This window comes from Acidovorax sp. GW823-FHT01C06 (assembly GCF_058798375.1).
This window is the reverse complement of record NZ_JBXAKN010000012.1, coordinates 171657-186576: the sequence shown is the minus strand read 5'-3', so window position 1 is coordinate 186576 and position 14920 is coordinate 171657. Positions and strand designations below refer to the sequence as shown.

The following is a 14920-nucleotide window of genomic DNA, read 5'->3' as shown; positions in this document are numbered from 1 at the left end:
ACGCGGCGCTGGTGGAAGAGTCCACCGCCGCTGCAGCCTCGATGCGCGACCAGGCGCAGAGGCTGGCCGAGGTGGTGTCGGTGTTCAATGTGGGCGCGATGGCGGTTCGCGCACCGGCAGCGCCCCGTCCGGCTCCGTCTGCGGCGCCCCGGCCAGCGCCTGCGGCCAGAACCGCCCTCGGCAACCAACCCGCAGTACCCAAGCCGACCAAGGCACCCGCCGCCGCTCGCTTGGCACCACCGGCCCCCGCCGCTGCACGCCCCGCTGCCACCCCTAGCCCATCGGCCGCGCCTGCTGCACCTGCGCCCCGGGCTGCAGCCAAAGGCGGGGATGACGATTGGGAAAGCTTCTGACAAGGTGGTTTTTTAAAATTGATAGCTTTTAACGCTTTCTGGATAAGCGCTAGAGGCCAGTTTGGCTTGAAATCCTTTACATCTCTCGCAAAGGCAGCGCACGCTGCCTTTTGTTTTTGTTCACATCCGAAAGGACTTGACGATGCCCCTGGTCAACATTCGCCTGGCGCGGCGCGACCTGCCCACCACCGCTGCACAAAAGGCCGCGTTGATCGCAGGCGTGACCCAGCTCATGCAACAGGTGCTGGACAAACGGCCCGAGAGTGTCACCGTCATCATCGACGAGGTGGACCCGGACAATTGGGGGCAGGGCGGCGAGCCGGTCACGGTGATCCGCAAGCGGCGCAAAGGGCCGACGCAGTTGGTCGTGTGAGCAGATATGGCGTCAGCGCTTAGGTGCAGAGAATAGTATGGGGACCATTTTTTGATTTTTGCATCAAAAATCATTAGCATGGTGAAAATTTTGACGCAAATATCAATTGCAAACTCTTCAAGAACTCGGTGAAGCCGTCGCCAAACGTCGCAAGCTGCTAGGCCTTAAGCAGGGCGATGTCGCGGCTCAGGCGGGGGTGACGGCGGAATCGCTGTCGCGCTTTGAGCGCGGCAGGTCGGCCGAATTTGGCTCACGCAAGCTGCTGGCCGTGCTGGCCGTGCTGGGTGCAGAGCTAGAGATCATGGTGCAAGGCCAGGCAGGCAACCTGGACGAACTGCGCCGCGAACGCGCGCAGACCACCGCTCCCCGTGTGGCCAACGCGGCCGATGCGCGCGGCACTTTCAAGAAGACGGGGAGCCGGTGATGCAGTTGTCCGTCTACGTGCTCGGCCGCGAAGTGGCCACGCTGGAACAATCCGGCGACTTCAAAAGCGTGCTCACCTACCACCCGCACGTGGCGGCAGACGACTTCGTCTCCCTCACCATGCCCGTGCGGCTTGAAAGCTACGTGTGGGACGACCAACTCCCGCCCGTGCTCCAGATGAACCTGCCCGAGGGCTACCTCCTGCAGGTGTTGCAAGAACAGTTTGGCCCGCACATCGGGGCCAGCCCCATTGCTTTGCTGTCCGTCATCGGCCGCAACATGGTGGGCCGCCTGCAGGTGGCCGCGCCCGGGGTGCAGCTCAACGAACCCGCCCAGTCCATCGAAGTGGCCGCGCTGCTTAAAGGCGACAACTCCGAAGCCGCCTTTGCCGCGCTCGTGCGCCAGCACGCCACCAGCGGCGTATCGGGCGTGGTGCCCAAGTTTCTGGACGCGCAAACCGCTCCCCCCGCCGTTCAGGCTGAGCTTGTCGACGCCCTGCACCAGCCCGAACCCGCACTCGGGCCCCACCCCAAAGCCCGCCTCACCACCCGCCGCCACATCATCAAAGGCTCCAGCGCCCAGCTGCCCTTTGTCGCGCTCAACGAGCACCTGTGCATGCAGGTCGCCCGCCGGGTCATGCCCGCCGCCCAGACCGAAGTGTCTGACGACGGCCAGGCCCTGGTGGTGCACCGCTTTGATGTGGACGAACACGGCCAGCCCCTGTGGGGCATGGAAGACTTTTGCAGCCTGCTGGGCCTGCGCCCCGCCGCCAAATACGACACCACCTGGGAGCGCATTGCCAAAGCCGTGCGCGACCACGTGCCTGGCGCCCAGCGGCTGGCCACCTATCGCCAGCTGGCCACCACCTTGCTGCTGACGTATGCCCTGCGCAATGCCGACTGCCACGCCAAAAACCTGGCCCTGCTCTATACCAGCCGGGCCAACGCCCACCTATCGCCCGCCTACGACATGTTCACCACCAGCGTGTACGCAGGTTTTCAGCACAACCCGCCCGCTATCGACTTCATAGGAAAACGCACTTGGGCGCCCGGCAAAAACCTGCAAAAGTTCATCGCCGCCACCTTTGGCATCCAGCCCAAAGAACAACAGCACATGCTGCAAGCCATCAGCGACGCCGTGGCCGACGTGGCGCCCCAGGTGCGCCAGGCCATGGCGCAGCACCCAGGGTTTGCAGACATCGGTAAACGCATGCTGATGGCCTGGGCCGAGGGCGTGCAGGGCCTGCGCGATGCGCGGGTGTATGCGGTGGGGGATTGGAAGGCGGGGGAGGCGTTTGAAGGGTTTTCGGCACCACCGAAGCTAGTGAGCCCGCAAGAAAATCGGCCGCTCGCCCTTGCTGGGTAAGCGGTGAGAATCATGAGTTCCGTAGAAACACAAAGCCAATGACGTATTTGTACCAAGCGCTCTCCCAGCGCGTAGACGCATGGCGCTCCGACAACTATCCGTGCGACGAATTTCCCGCCATCCGAGAGATTCTGGAGTTCGCGCTGGAAGAGGGCGAATCAGGCCAACTGCGCTACCTGCGCCGTGCGCAACTGCGCGCCCTGGAAACCTACTGGTACCTGCGCCTGGTGCTGGGCACCCCTAAGGTGCCTGAGCTGTATGAGCAACTGTTTGAAGACCTGCCCGACCGGCTCGATGCCATGGGCGTCAACGAAAAGCTGTTCAAGGAAGCCAAATACAACTACACGGCTCTGATCCAGCGGGTGCGCGAAGACAACCAGTTTGTGCGCGACAACCACCTGGAGAGCCTGCGCGAATCCCTTACGCTCGGCTACGCCAGCTACATCCTGGCGCTTGCCATGGGCGCGGGAAAAACCATTCTGATGGGTTCCATCGTGGCCACCGAATTTGCCATGGCCATGGAATACCCCGAAGGCCCGTTTGTGCAAAACGCGCTCATCTTTGCGCCCGGCAAAACCATTTTGAGTGCGCTGCGCGAGCTGGCCGATGTGCCCTACGACAAGTTGCTGCCGCCCCGCATGCACAAGCCGTTTGCGGCCAGCCTCAAGCTCACCTTCACGCGCGACGGCGACAAGCAAATCCCCATCGTCTGGGGTAGCACGTTCAACGTCATCGTCACCAACACCGAAAAAATCCGCATCCAAAAGCCCAACGTGCGCGCCAATGCCCAGCAAGCGCTTCTGTTTGCGGGCACCAAGGTGGAAGAGCAAACCGAGCTGGCCAACCTGCGCCTGCAGGCTGTGGCCTCCTTGCCTCACCTGGCCGTGTTCTCGGACGAAGCCCACCACACCTACGGCCAAAAACTGCTGGGCAAGTGGGAGAAGGACAAGGAAACCGGCGAACTGGTGTTCAAGGACGACGGCATCAAAAAGGTGCGCCGCACCATCGACTACCTGGCCGCCGAGACCAACCTTGTCGTCGTCATCAACGCCACCGGGACGCCGTATTTTGAGCGCCAGCCCCTGCGCGACGTGGTGGTGTGGTACGGGCTGGGCGAAGGCATACGCGACGGCGTGTTGAAAGAGCTGGCCAACAACATCAAGGTGTTTGACCTGGGCGACGGTGAGGCCGACACCCTGGTGGCCAGCGTGATTGAGGACTTTGTGCGCGACTACTGGGCCGTGCGCCTGCCGTCCGTGGGCGCAAGCCCCGGCGCACCTGCCCGCCTGGCCCTGTACTTTCCCAACATCGAAACCCGCGACGAGCTGCGCGGCGCGGTGGAATCGGCCCTGGCTCTGCGCGGCATTGGCACCGACACCCTCCTGGCCGTGGACGGCAAAAGCAGTGAAGCCACGCGCCGCCAGTTTGAGGCCGTGGCCCGCAACCCCGAGGCCCCCGAGCGCGTGCTGCTGCTGGTCAACATGGGCACCGAGGGCTGGAACTGCCCCAGCCTGTTTGCCACGGCCTTGGTGCGCAAGCTGGCCAACAGCAACAACTTTGTGCTGCAAGCCGCCACCCGCTGTCTGCGCCAGGTGCCGGGTAACACCGTGCCCGCCCGCGTGTACCTGACCGACAGCAACAAAAAAACGCTCGAATCTCAGCTGGCCGAAACCTACGGCACATCGCTCAAAGACCTGGGCGCCCAGCAGGCCGAGCGGGTAGAGCGAGAAATCGTGCTGCACCGGCCGCACCTGCCGCCGCTGCTCATCAAAAAGCGTGTGCTGCGCTACCGCCGCAAGGCAAGCGACCCCGCCAGCACCGCGCCGCTGCACTTCACCGTGCCCACCGATGTGGCCGTCCCCGCAGGCATCACGGTAGAAACCTTGACACCCGTGCAAACCGCATCAGGCAACACCACGCTGCAAAAGGTCGATGGCGGTGGCGACCTGCTGCCCGCTCCGCCGCCCGAGCTGGACGCCTACACCGCCGCCGCCGAGCTGGCCGCCAACTACCACCTGCACACCGCCGAAGTGCTGGCCGCCCTGCGCCAAGCCTACGGGGTGGGCGCAGATGTGCCCAACTATCACCTCGACGCGCTGGGCCTGCAGATAGAGGCGCAGCGGGCGCAGTACGAAGCCCACTTGGAAGAGATCGACGTGGCCATTGCCTTGGTGAAAGCCGACGGCTTTGACCGCACCGAGCGCGGCGGCCAAACCGTGTACACCGCCCGCATCAGCTTTGCCAAAGACAAAGAAAAGCTCTACCTGAGTGCCACCAACACAGTAGATGCCGCCAACGCCGCGCACGCCCTGGCGCACAGCTTTCACTACGAGGGCTACAACTTTGACTCCCAGCCCGAGGCTGAGTTTTTGAAATGGGCGCTGACCCAGCTAAAGCCTGGCGAACACCACATCGAAGGCGTGTGGTTTACCGGCGGTATCACCGACCCCGCCAAGACCGACCTGTACGCCGAATACCTGGGCGACGATGGCCGCTGGCACCGCTACACCCCTGACTTTGTGCTGCGCCGCGCCGATGGCAAGCACTTGGTGGTCGAGATTAAACGCGACGGCTTCAGCCCCGACATCACCGCCGACATGGCCCGCCTGGGCCGGGGCGAAGCGCCGCAAACGCCGGAAGGCAAAAAAGCCGTGGCCCTGAAGCAGTGGGAGGGCCTGAACCCCGACAAGCTGGCCTACCACGTCATGTTTGCCGATGGCAGCGACTTGAAGCACGAGGGCTACGCCCAGGTGCGCGACTTCATTCGCGGCGCTTGAACCGCCGACACCGACACAGCCACATCTCCGCACCAGACCTGACCGCTGCGCGCCCGCACCCCGTATACATACCGCCATGACCGAGAACACCAAAAAGTCCAAGGACGTCACCATCACCAAGGCCAAGGGCCGCCCCATGCTCACCTGGGTGGGCAAAAAGCCCTTGGCCCGCGTGCGCGCCTACCCGGCGCAGGCCATTGAGCGGTTTGACGCCACCAGCGGCCAGCCCGCCGCCTTGCACGGCGCCGACTGGAGCGACTGGCCCCAAGACCTGCCCCAGGGCGGCCTGCTCTACCACGGCGACAACAAAGACGTGCTGGCCCACCTGCTGGCCAACGGCTTCGCGGCAAGGTCAAGCTCATCTACATCGACCCGCCGTTTGACAGCGGTGCCGACTACGTGCGCAAGGTGCAACTGCGCGGTGCCAAGGGCACGGTAAAGATCGATGGCGAGGACTACACGCTGGGCGAGCAGGTGCAGTACAGCGATATTTGGGCGAACGACAACTACTTGCAGTTCATGTACGAGCGGTTGTTGATGTTGAGGGAGTTGTTGGCGGACGATGGCACGCTATATCTCCACTGCGATTGGCGAAAGCACCACCATTTGCGCTGCCTTGTTGAAGAGATTTTTGGTTCAGAGAACTTCGTGAGTGAAGTAATTTGGAAGCGGACAAGCGCACATAGCAACACCGCGCAAGGCAACAAGTCCTTTGGAAGCATCAATGACGTCATCCTTGTTGCCACGAAAAGCGATCAATTTACTTTCAATACTCAATACGTCCCGTACGAGGATGAGTACCTGAAGAAGTACAGCCAAGTTGAGGAGGATGGTCGTCGCTATCAACTTTTCGATATCACTGGCCCTGGCGGAGCGGAGAAGGGCAACCCGTTTTACGAGATTCTTGGCGTATCCAAGCATTGGAGATTCAGTAAATCTCGGGCGGAAGACCTAATTGCTGCCGGCAGAATCGTGCAGCCTAAGCCTGGTGGTGTCCCACGCTACAAGCGCTATCTGGACGAAATGCCTGGAATCCCGCTTCAGAACATTTGGGAAGATATTGCCCCTGTCAATTCCCAAGCGCTAGATCGTTCTGGGTATCCCACGCAAAAGCCCGACACCCTGCTTGATCGTTTGATTACCGTTTCTTCGAATGCAGGAGATCTGATCCTCGACTGTTTTGTAGGCTCCGGCACCACCGTCGTGGCGGCCCAGCGTCTAGGCCGTCGCTGGATCGGCTGCGACATCAACAAAGGCGCGATCCAAACCACCGCCAAGCGCATTCAGGAATTGATGCGCGCCCAAGCCGCCACGGCCACCGTGCCCCAACAAAGCGATTTGGTAGAGGGCGGCGACACCCCGCAGCGCCCCAGCCAACTTAGCTTTGCGACCTATCGCGTCAACGACTACGACCTGCAGATCCAGCACAACGAGGCGGTGGAGCTGGCCTGCCAGCACCTGGGTGTGGCGCGCACGCGCACCGATGCGTTTTTTGACGGCACGCAAGGCGGGCGGCTGGTGAAGATCGTGCCCTTTAACCACCCCTTGACCCCGCTGGACCTAGAGGCCGTGCGCGACGAGCTGAAAACCCGCCCCAGCGAAGAGCGCGATGTGATGGTGGTGTGCCTGGGCTGGCAGCTGGACGCCCGCGCCTGGGTGGATGCCTACAACCGCAACCGCCCGGTGAACAAGCTGCATGTGGTGGAGCTGCGCACCGACCGCAAGCTGGGCGGCATCATCAAACACGAACCCTTGGCGGTGCAGGCCAGCGCCCGGCGCGAGGGTGATCAACTGGTGGTGGAGGTGCAGGACGTGGTGTCGCCCACCATCATGCAGCGGCTGAACCTGGAGCAAGGCGTGTTCCGCGCGCAGATTACCGACTGGCGGGCGGTGGTGGACTGCATCCTGATCGACCCCGCGTACAACGGCCAGGTATTCAACGTGGCCCTGGCCGATGTGCCCGAGCGCAAGCAGGACTTGGTGGCAGGCCGCTACGAGCTGCCAGCGCCGCCTCTTGGTAGCACGGTCGCGGTGAAGATCATTGACATGCTGGGCGAGGAGCTGGTGGTGGCGCTGCAGGTGTGAGACGGATGAGAGTTAAACGGAGACTATGAATGGCTGAAATCACCCGCCGCCGCACCGGCGAACTTTTGCGCGAGTTGTTCAAGCTGCTGATGGCCGCGCCCGAAGGCTTACAGGCCAGTGCGGCGTTGTCTGCACTGGCAGAGCGCGTGACCCTGACACCCTACGAGGCAGATAACTACGAGTCTGGCGGGCGACGCTTTGACAAGATCGTGCGGTTTGCCACTGTGGACTGCGTGAAGGCTGGTTGGCTCGTGAAAGAAAAGGGGATCTGGACGATTACCGACGAGGGCCGCAAGGCCTATGCCGAGCTGGCGGACCCGGAGGCTTTTTACCGCCGCGCTTGCAAGCTGTATGCCGAATGGAAGGCAGCCCAGCCCGATGCAGATCCAGCTCCATCGCCCAGCACCGCGCCAGACCCCGACCCGCTAGCCCAAGACAACACCGCCAAGGCTGTGAGTATTACGTTTGAAGAAGCCGAGGAGCACGCCTGGGCCGAGATTGCCCAGTATCTGCGCAACATGCCGCCCTACGAGTTTCAGGAGCTGGTGGCCGACCTGCTGCGGGCCATGGGCTATTACGTGAGCTGGGTGTCGCCGCCGGGCAAGGATGGCGGCATTGACATCCTGGCCCAGCCGGATGTGCTGGCCACCCGGCCGCCGCGCATCAAGGTGCAGGTGAAGCGGCAAAAGGAGTCTGTCAGTGTGGATGGCTTGCGCTCGTTCATGGCGCTGCTGGGCGATAGCGATGTGGGGCTGTTTGTGTGCACGGGCGGCTTTACCAAGGATGCTGCTACCGAGGCGCGCACCCAGGAGAAGCGCCGCATCACGCTGATTGGACTGGACACCTTGTTTGACCTGTGGGTGGAGCACTACGGCAAGCTGACGGACCAGGCGCGGCGGCGGTTGCCGCTGCGGCCTATTCAGTTTTTGTCGCCGCAGGGGTGAGGGCGTTTGAGCAAGCATCTGCTTTTGCTACTGAGAGCGTAGCTGCTTGCGCTTGACTATCAAGCGCTAGAGGCCAATTTGGCTTGATAAGTGGCGACCGGAGGCAGGTCGTTTGCCTGGAGTCTGCCGAAGGGGCTGTTCGTGCAAAGTGCCCTGGCTTCGGCAGGCTCAGCCCGAAGGGACGGGGGAGGCATCTGCGACAGGTCGCAATCAGGCGGCTTGGCCCCTGATTTCGGCGGCGACTCCGACCTACAGCTGCGCCCCTTCCACCAAAAACTGCACCTTCCGCTCGCCCTTCCACTCGTTCACATCGAGGCGGAAGGCCAGCAGCACGCGCGCGGGCAGTTGCTCGGTGTGGCCGAACCAGATGGCATCCACCGGGTTGCCCTGGTGCATGAGCTTGATCGACAGATGGTTCTTGGACTCGCCCACCAGTCGCTGGCTCACGATCTGCACTTCTTCGCTGAACGTGGGGGGCGCAAAGCCCTGGCCCCAGACCTCGTGGTGCAGGGTGTCCACCATGTCGGCGCGGCAGTATTCGGGGGCCAGGGGGCCGTCGGTCTCGATGCGGCGGGTGAGGGTGGAGGCATCGAGCCACTCCTGCGCCACCTGGGCCAGGGCGCGCTCGAACACCTCGAACGCTTCTTCGGCCACGGTGCAGCCCGCCGCCATGGCATGGCCGCCGAACTTCAGCAGCACGCCCGGGTGGCGCTTGGCCACCAGGTCGAGCGCATCGCGCAGGTGAAAGCCGGGGATGGAGCGGCCCGAGCCCTTGAGCTCGTGCTCCTTGCCCGGTGCGCTGCTGGCCGCGAACACGAAGGTGGGGCGGTGCAGCTTGTCCTTGATGCGGCTGGCCACGATGCCCACCACGCCTTCGTGGAAGTCGGGGTCGAACACGCTGATGGCCGGGGGCGGCTCCTCGTCTTCCTGGAACAGGCTCTCGGCCATCAGCATGGCCTGGTCGCGCATCCCGCCCTCGATCTCGCGGCGCTCGCGGTTGATGCCGTCGAGCAGGCCCGCCAGCTCGGCGGCGCGGCCTGCGTCGTCGGTCAGCAGGCATTCGATGCCCAGCGTCATGTCGGCCAGGCGACCCGCGGCATTGATGCGCGGGCCCAGCGCAAAGCCAAAGTCGAACGTGGTGGCCACCGGGGCCTTGCGGCCTGCGGCATGGAACAGCGCGGCGATGCCTGCGGGCATCTGGCCCGCGCGGATGCGCTTCAAGCCCTGGGCGACCAGGCGGCGGTTGTTGGCGTCGAGCTTCACCACATCGGCCACGGTGCCCAGCGCCACGAGCGTGAGCAGCGGGTCGAGCTTGGGTTGCAAGGGCTGGTGCGCCCCCACGCTCCCCACTACGTGTGGTTCGCTGCCCCCCAGGGGGGCGCTCGCGCCTTGGGGCGGCCCGGCGGCACTCGGCGCATCAAAGATTCCGCGTGCGCGCAGCTCGGCCCGCAGCGCCAGCAGCACGTAGAACATCACGCCCACACCGGCCATGGACTTGCTCTCAAACGCGCAGCCGGGCTGGTTGGGGTTGACGATGGCGTCGGCCGCCGGCAGTTCGGGCCCGGGAAGGTGGTGGTCGGTCACGAGCACCTGCAGGCCCAGCGCCTTGGCCTCGGCCACGCCGTCCACGCTGGCGATGCCGTTGTCCACGGTGATGAGCACGTCGGCGCCGCGCTCGGCCACGCGCCGGGCGATGGGGGGCGTGAGGCCGTAGCCGTCCGTCACGCGGTCGGGCACGAGGTAGTCCACGTGCTGCGCGCCCAGCAACCGCAGTCCGCGCACGCCCACGGCGCAGGCGGTGGCGCCGTCGCAGTCGTAGTCGGCCACGATGACAAGGCGCTTGTTCTGCGCCATGGCGTCGGCCAGCAGGCGGGCGGCGGTGTCAATGCCTTTCAAACCCGAGGGAGGGAGCAGGCGGCCCAGGCCGTCGTCCAGCTCGTCCTTGGCACGCACGCCGCGCGCGGCATACAGGCGGGCCAGCAGCGGGTGCACGCCGGCTTGCTCCAGCGCCCAGGCGGCGCGGGGGGGGATGTCTCTTGCTACTATTTTCATAGCTTCTCGCGCAGTTCTGCAAAGCGCTGGGGCCTGAAAAGGCTTTGAAAACGCTGGGCCAGCGTGCGGGGCGCGCTGTGGAAGGCCAGCGCATTGCGCTCCCCACACAGGGTCAGTTGCACCGGCACGCCGTCTTCGGCCTTGCGCAGAAGGCCGGCCACGGGGCCTGCGTCCAGCGCGGTCCAGGCGGCGGCCCAGGCGCGCCAGTCTTCATTCAGCGCCGCGCCGCGCAGGGTGGTGGGCACCGTCGGCGCAGTGGCGGAGGTGGGGGCGGGCACAGGCAGGGGGCCGGTGCCATGCACCCAGAACGAGTTGATCACCGGCAGCCCGCGCGCCGTGCGCTCGTCGTTGAAGGCGTGGGTGTAGAGCAGCATCTGCATCTCGCTGTGCAGGCGGTGCAGCGTGCGGGCCTCGCGCGCATCCGGCATCCAGGCGCGCACGTCGCGCAGCAGCACGCGTTCCAGCGAGGCGGTGGCAAGCAGGGCAAACAGCGGGCTGCGGGCCAGCCAGCGCGTGGGCTGGTCGTAGTGCAGGGTGATGCCGTCTTCGGCGAACCAGGGGGACACGATGGCCAGCAGCGCGCGCGACGCGGCCTCGTCCAGTCCCAGGAGTTCAGGGTCGCGCAGCGTGACGTGGTCGGTGCTGACCTGCCACTGGCAGGGCGTGACAAAGGCCCAGGCCGCTCCATCGGTGGGCTGGCCCTGCTGGTGGCGGTGCCACGCGGCCCAGGGGATGCGGCCGTCCTGCGCAGGCAGGCCCAGGGCGCGCGCCAGGGCGCGTTCGTGGGGGGCGGAGAAGGTTGTTTCCTCGCCGCTGTCACTCTGGGCGGGATGGGGGCTGAGCCGGGCCAGAAGCCGGTCCAGGTGGGGCAGGGCCAGGCCCTGCAGGGCTTGCTGGCATCCCGGGGAGGCGCTGGCGGCGTAGGGAATGAGCAAATGGGTGGTGTCCGACATGGGCCTATTGTCCGGGATGCCACAATCTGGCCGGCCTGTGGCGTGCATTCCGCACCCTGCAGTGCCTTCTTTCCTTATTCATGCAAATCCCCTACGAACTGGCCCTGGGCTGGCGCTACACGCGCGCGGGCCGCGCCACGCGGCGCAATGGCTTCATCTCGTTCATCTCGGGCGTGTCCATGCTGGGCATCGCGCTTGGGGTGGCGGCGCTCATCATCGTGCTGTCGGTGATGAACGGCTTTCAGAAGGAAGTGCGCGACCGCATGCTCAGCGTGGTCTCGCACATCGAGATTTTTGCGCCCCAGGGCGCGGCGCTGCCCGACCCGGCGCGCACGCTGGCCGAGGCCAAGCAGAACCCCAACGTGGTGGGCGCTGCGCCGTTCGTGGCGGCGCAGGCGCTGCTGGCGCGTGGCGAGGATATGAAGGGCGCGCTGGTGCGCGGCATCGACCCGGCGCTGGAAGGCGCGGTGACGGACCTGGCCGCCACCAACGAAAAAACGCTCAATCTGCTGGTGCCCGGCGAATTCCGCGTGGTGCTGGGCGGCGAGCTGGCCCGCGCTTTGGGCGTGCGCGCCGGCGATGTGGTCACCCTGATCGCCCCCGCGGGCCAGGTGACCCCGGCGGGCGTGGTGCCACGCCTCAAGCAGATGACGGTGGCGGGCACGTTTGATTCCGGCCACTACGAATACGACTCGGCGCTGGTGCTGCTGCACCATGAGGACGCCCAGCGCATCTTCCGCCTGGAAGGCCCCACGGGCGTGCGCCTGAAGCTCAAGGACCTGCACCAGGCGCGCGACGTGGCCCAGCAGCTGGCGGGGTCCTTAAGCGGCCAGCTGCTCATCCGCGACTGGACGCAGCAAAACCGCACCTGGTTCGCGGCCGTGCAGCTTGAAAAGCGCATGATGTTCATCATCCTCACGCTCATCGTGGCGGTGGCGGCGTTCAATCTGGTGTCTACCCTGGTGATGACGGTGACCGACAAGCGCGCCGACATCGCCATCCTGCGCACGCTGGGCGCCAGCCCGAAAAGCATCATGGGCATCTTCGTGGTGCAGGGCGCCATGGTGGGCGTGATCGGCACGGCCGTGGGCCTGCTGCTGGGGCTCTCCATTGCCTTCAACATCGACGTGATCGTGCCGGCCATCGAGAGGGCGCTGAACGCGAGTTTCCTGCCCAAGGACATTTACCTGATCAGCAAGATGCCCAGCGAGCCGCAGAGCAGCGACATCCTGCCCATCGGCATCATCTCGCTCGCGCTAGCCTTCGTGGCCACGCTCTACCCCAGCTGGCGTGCCAGCCGTGTGAATCCTGCCGAGGCCCTGCGCTATGAGTAATACGACCCCCACGCTCGGCACCGGCGTGTCCCCGCGGCCCTTCGAGGCGGCGCCCGCCGCCCACGCGGGCTTGAATGGCCCGGTGGTTCTGGAGGCGCACGGCCTGACCAAGCGCTTCACCGAAGGGCGCCTGGACGTGACCGTGCTGCAGGGCGTGGACCTGCGGGTCCACGCGGGCGAGACGCTGGCCATCGTCGGCGCCTCGGGCTCGGGCAAGAGCACCTTGCTGCACCTGCTGGGCGGGCTGGATGCGCCCACCTCGGGCACCGTGCGCCTGAAGGGGGAGGCCATGTCGTCCCTCTCCGCCGAACGGCAGGGCCAGCTGCGCAACCAGCACCTGGGCTTCATCTACCAGTTCCACCACCTGCTGCCCGAGTTCAGCGCGCTGGACAATGTGGCCATGCCGCTGCGCATCCGCCGCATGCCGTACGAGCAGTGCCAGCACGAGGCCGCGAAGGTGCTGGCCGCCGTCGGGCTGAAGGAGCGCCTGCACCACCGTCCGGCCGAGCTGTCGGGGGGGGAGCGCCAGCGCGTGGCCATCGCCCGGGCGCTGGTCACCCGTCCGGCCTGCGTGCTGGCCGACGAGCCCACGGGCAATCTCGACCGCACCACGGCCGACGGCGTGTTTGAACTGATGATGCAGCTGGCGCGGGACCAGGGCACGGCGTTCGTGATGGTCACGCACGACGAATCCCTGGCCGTGCGCTGCAGCCGCGTGGTGAGGCTGGTGCTCGGCCACCTGACCTGATATCTGGCCCGGGCCCGGCGTTCTTCGCCTCGCCAGCCGGTGGCCGGCGGCCGGCGGCCTGCGCGGGGTGCGAGGATGGCGGGGCGGGTCTAGATGCCGAGGATCTTCTTGGCTTGCGCCAGGGATTTCATCGAGTCGTCATGTTTGCCGGCCTTGTGCTGGGCCTCGCCCTCCGCGCGCAGCTGTTTGACCTTGGCGGCGTTGTCAGCCGTCAGCGCCGGATGGGTCGCCAGCTTGGCGTCGATGGCCTTCATCTCGTTGGGGCAGTTGTGGGCCAGCGCGGAGCCGGCGGCCATGGCGAGCAGCGCCACGGCTGCGATCTGGATCAGGAAGCGCATGAAATGTCTCCTCAGGTTCGAGCCATGATCCCCGGCACGGCGGCCATGGGCCGCTATCCGTGCATGCCCGCGGGCGTGGTTGCCTGCCTGCGGGCTCGCGCGTGGCGCCGGGGGCCTACATCACCCTCCCGTACCACCAGACCGAGAGTGCTGCTGCCAGCAGAGCCAGCACGGCGCCCGCCAGTGCCAGCAGGGCAGAGATCTCGGTTTCCTTCTTCTCCACCGTCAATCGCGAACTGAGCGTTTCGTAGACCTTCTTGAGGTCGGCCGCCGTGGCCGCGTGGAAGTACTCGGCGTTCGTGCGCGTGGCCACGGCCTTCAGGGTTTCTTCGTCGAGCCGCACGCGCATCGACCACCCTTCGAACCCTATCGTCTCGCCCTGCACGGTGCCCACGCCCACGGTGTACACGCGCACGCCGCGGTCCGCCGCCCACTTGGCGGCTTCAAGCGGGTCCACGCCCGTGGTGCGCTGCCCGTCGGTCAGCATGATGATGGCCGCCGAGGTGTAGGAGCCCGGCGCCACCGGGGTGAAGGGCTTGGCGGGGTCCTGCTTGTTGCCGATCTCGTCGATGGGCTTGGGACGCATCGCCTGGCGGCCCCCCAGCGCCGCGATGTCGATGCCCGCATCCGGAAAAATGGTGGCCAGCGACAGCATGATGCCGTTGCCCGTGGCCGTGCCGCGCTGTAGCTGGAAGCTGTCGATGGCCTTGACCAGGTCTTCACGGCTTTGCGTGGGCAGCTGGGCCAGCTGCGCGCTGCCCGCGAACGCCACGATGCCCACGCGCACGTGGCGCGGCAGCTCGGCGATGAAGGCCTTGGCGGCATTCTGGGCGGCGGTGATCCGGTCGGGCTCCACGTCGGCGGCGCGCATGCTGCCCGACACGTCCATGGCCAGCATGATGGTCTGGTCCTGCGAGGGCAGGGTGATCACGGCCAGCGGGCGCGCGGCCGCCAGCAGCAGGGCGATCAGCGCCAGCAGGAAGAGGGCGGGCGGGATGTGGCGCCGCAGGCGCTGGCCGGGGCCCATGGCCTCGCGCACCAGCGACAGGCTGGAGTAGCTGAGCGCCGTCTTCTTGCGCCGGTGCAGCAGCCACCAGTACAGCAGTACCAGCAAGGGCGCGACCAGCAGCAGCCAGAGCAGGGTGGGCCAGAGAAAAACCATGGTGCGGTCCTTG

The 14920-nt window shown here is 65.7% G+C and carries 13 protein-coding genes; 9 read left to right on the top strand and 4 right to left on the bottom strand.

Features of this window, described 5'->3' with window-relative positions; all coding sequences use genetic code 11:
• The first annotated feature begins 495 nt into the window (after positions 1 to 495).
• From AC1RCS_RS21905 to AC1RCS_RS21875, 7 genes are all read left to right on the top strand, one after another.
• Entirely contained in the window at positions 496 to 726 is a 231-nt protein-coding gene (locus AC1RCS_RS21905; RefSeq protein WP_492245921.1) for a tautomerase family protein, read from the top strand.
• A gap of 106 nt (positions 727 to 832) precedes the next feature.
• On the top strand, positions 833 to 1150 hold the full coding sequence (locus AC1RCS_RS21900) for a helix-turn-helix domain-containing protein (RefSeq protein ID WP_492245920.1): 318 nt from the start codon (positions 833 to 835) through the stop codon (positions 1148 to 1150).
• Positions 1150 to 2514 (top strand): type II toxin-antitoxin system HipA family toxin, encoded by a 1365-nt coding sequence (locus tag AC1RCS_RS21895; RefSeq protein WP_492245919.1) that lies wholly within the window; start codon positions 1150 to 1152, stop codon positions 2512 to 2514. The genes AC1RCS_RS21900 and AC1RCS_RS21895 overlap by 1 nt, the downstream gene beginning before the upstream one ends.
• 38 nt (positions 2515 to 2552) lie before the next feature.
• Positions 2553 to 5291, top strand: coding sequence for a DEAD/DEAH box helicase (locus AC1RCS_RS21890; protein ID WP_492245918.1), 2739 nt, complete (start codon positions 2553 to 2555; stop codon positions 5289 to 5291).
• A 76-nt stretch (positions 5292 to 5367) separates the two neighbouring features.
• The gene (locus AC1RCS_RS21885; protein ID WP_492245917.1) at positions 5368 to 5730 is read left to right on the top strand and encodes a hypothetical protein; all 363 of its coding nucleotides are present in this window, start codon (positions 5368 to 5370) and stop codon (positions 5728 to 5730) included.
• Positions 5691 to 7376, top strand: coding sequence for a site-specific DNA-methyltransferase (locus tag AC1RCS_RS21880; RefSeq protein WP_492245916.1), 1686 nt, complete (start codon positions 5691 to 5693; stop codon positions 7374 to 7376). The genes AC1RCS_RS21885 and AC1RCS_RS21880 overlap by 40 nt, the downstream gene beginning before the upstream one ends.
• A 29-nt stretch (positions 7377 to 7405) precedes the next feature.
• Entirely contained in the window at positions 7406 to 8320 is a 915-nt protein-coding gene (locus AC1RCS_RS21875; protein WP_492245915.1) for a restriction endonuclease, read from the top strand.
• A 249-nt stretch (positions 8321 to 8569) separates the two neighbouring features.
• Here the strand turns inward: AC1RCS_RS21875 and recJ are convergent, their stop codons facing one another.
• Positions 8570 to 10372 carry a single-stranded-DNA-specific exonuclease RecJ gene (recJ, locus tag AC1RCS_RS21870; protein ID WP_492245914.1) on the bottom strand — a complete coding sequence of 601 codons (1803 nt, stop codon included), beginning with the start codon at positions 10370 to 10372 and terminating at the stop codon, positions 8570 to 8572.
• Positions 10369 to 11325 carry a phosphoglycerate mutase gene (locus tag AC1RCS_RS21865; protein WP_492245913.1) on the bottom strand — a complete coding sequence of 319 codons (957 nt, stop codon included), beginning with the start codon at positions 11323 to 11325 and terminating at the stop codon, positions 10369 to 10371. The genes recJ and AC1RCS_RS21865 overlap by 4 nt, the downstream gene beginning before the upstream one ends.
• A gap of 80 nt (positions 11326 to 11405) precedes the next feature.
• On the opposite strand from AC1RCS_RS21865, the gene AC1RCS_RS21860 reads away from it, so the two are divergent.
• Both AC1RCS_RS21860 and lolD read left to right on the top strand, forming a co-directional pair.
• Positions 11406 to 12659, top strand: a complete 1254-nt coding sequence (locus AC1RCS_RS21860) for a lipoprotein-releasing ABC transporter permease subunit (protein WP_492245912.1) — start codon at positions 11406 to 11408, stop codon at positions 12657 to 12659.
• On the top strand, positions 12652 to 13407 hold the full coding sequence (gene lolD / locus AC1RCS_RS21855) for a lipoprotein-releasing ABC transporter ATP-binding protein LolD (protein WP_492245911.1): 756 nt from the start codon (positions 12652 to 12654) through the stop codon (positions 13405 to 13407). The genes AC1RCS_RS21860 and lolD overlap by 8 nt, the downstream gene beginning before the upstream one ends.
• Positions 13408 to 13496: 89 nt before the next feature.
• On the opposite strand, the gene AC1RCS_RS21850 is transcribed toward lolD, so the two are convergent.
• A complete protein-coding gene (locus tag AC1RCS_RS21850) occupies positions 13497 to 13745 on the bottom strand; it encodes a PA2433 domain-containing protein (protein ID WP_218295770.1) in 249 nt (82 codons plus the stop codon).
• Positions 13746 to 13860: 115 nt separating this feature from the next.
• Positions 13861 to 14907: a VWA domain-containing protein gene (locus tag AC1RCS_RS21845; protein WP_218295769.1), complete on the bottom strand. Its 1047-nt coding sequence runs from the start codon at positions 14905 to 14907 to the stop codon at positions 13861 to 13863.
• Between the last annotated feature and the right edge of the window lie 13 nt (positions 14908 to 14920).